This is a genomic window from Apibacter mensalis, assembly GCF_001418685.1.
GTDB classification, from domain to species: Bacteria; Bacteroidota; Bacteroidia; order Flavobacteriales; family Weeksellaceae; genus Apibacter; species Apibacter mensalis.
In genome coordinates this window covers 1-1,951 of sequence record NZ_LIVM01000033.1, presented here as the reverse complement: position 1 = coordinate 1,951, position 1,951 = coordinate 1, and the positions used below count along the sequence as shown (strand labels likewise).

The window sequence follows — 1,951 nt, the reverse complement described above, 5'->3', positions numbered from 1 at the left end:
AAACAGAAAACCTATACCAACGGATCCGGACTTACCGCAAAGACCGAACAACTCTCAGGCCCGGACGGAATCATAAGCACCCGTTATGCCTACGATGCCATCAACCAGTTATTGGAAGTAACCGATACCGAAGGACAAAAAACACGCTCGGCATATGACCTGGCCGGTAGAAGAACCCAACTGGAACATCCGAGCGCAGGGCTAACCCAACTGGAATATGACCCGGCAGGAAACGTACTGTCTCGCCAAACTTCCAATCTGGCCTCCCAACACACCCGTATCAACTATGAGTATGACTATACCCATTTGCAAAAGATCCTCTATCCGCAGTACCCACAAAACAACGTGACGTACTATTACGGGAACAAAAACTCTCATTACAACCGAGTAGGAAGAGTCATGCTAGTAGAAGACGCTTCAGGCGCCCAAGAATACAAATACGGCAGCCTGGGAGAAATAACCGAAGTACGCAGAACCGTGATCATACCCAATCAAGCCATTGCCACCTATGTCACCCAAACCAAGTACGACAGTTGGAACCGCCTGGAGCAAATCATTTATCCGGATCAAGAAAAAGTAGATTACCATTATAATGCAGCCGGCCTACTGACCCAAGTAAAAGGCAGCAAAGCCTACAGCTATAACTATGTAAACAAAATAGGCTACGACAAATTCGAACAAAGAACCTATCAGAGCTACTGCAACGGCACAGAAACCAACTATACGTATGATATGGATAGAAGAAGACTCTCCGGCATGGTGGTAGTAACCCACCCCGGAAAGAAAAATTCCAGAACAATAATGCAAAATTACTACGGATATGACCCGGTAGGAAACCTGGGAGGTATAGTAAGCCAACCCATCTTGCCTCCGGAAGGCACGGATTTTAAAGGCGGACACCTTCGCTACGACTATATGTACGACGGATTGTATCGTCTGACCCATGCCGAAGCCCTTTACATTGCAGACTCATACGTAAAAAATGCCACCTATACCCTGGATATGACCTACGATAACCTGCATAACATTGTAACCAAAAAACAAGATCTGGAACAAATAGGAATAGTATTCGAAGGAAGCTTGAAAGCAGGCTATGACTTACAATACAGTTACGATCCCATAAAAAAGAATCAAATAACAAGCATCCAAGATGACAACTATCGCTACGAAGCAGATCAACCCCAAGAAAAACGAAAAGAAAAAAAGAATTACCAATACGACACCAACGGAAACCTTATCTATGTAAGTACCGATTTAGAAAAGAAAGACCAAAGTATGACCCCAAAAACTCACGAAAGAAAGCTACTTTGGGATGAAGAAAACCGATTACTGGCCATCCATGACAACGGTTACGTAAGCAACTACGTATACGACGCCACCGGAGAAAGAGTAATAAAAACCAGCGGAGCAAGCGAACACGTATACATCAATTCCCAATACTCCGGAGGAAGAACCGATACCGGCGATTTCACCGCCTACATCAACCCATACTTTGTAGTAAGCCCTAATGGAAAATACACCAAACATTACTACATAGGCACCCAAAGAATAGTCAGCAAGCTGGGCGACATCGAAAGCTTCGGCGCCGATCCCCGAAGAATAGAATACGCCGGCGCGGGCATGCCACGAGTAACGATCAATTGGAAAGACAAATACCAAAGTAGCCTAAAGACCCTAAAAGACAGTTATCAAAGCCTGGAAATACCATACCATGGCAAAGACAACGACGATTACGTTAACGGCGAAGGATTCTGTTGTTCCCCAACCGTTGCTGCGCGAGCAGGCATAGGCACCGGAAACGTGAACTACGAAAAAATGCAGTTTTATTACCACTCCGACCATTTGGGCAGTAGCAATTATATTACTAACTTAGACGGCGAAATCGTACAACATGTAGAATATTTACCGTTTGGAGAAGTGTTTATAGAAGAAAGAAATAACAGTTGGAATA

Annotated in this window: 1 pseudogene; it reads left to right on the top strand. The window is 44.5% G+C overall.

What is annotated here, in order from left to right:
- Window positions 1-732 precede the first annotated feature (732 nt).
- Window positions 733-1,951: pseudogene (locus ASC36_RS11100) on the top strand (hypothetical protein); the annotation flags it as partial.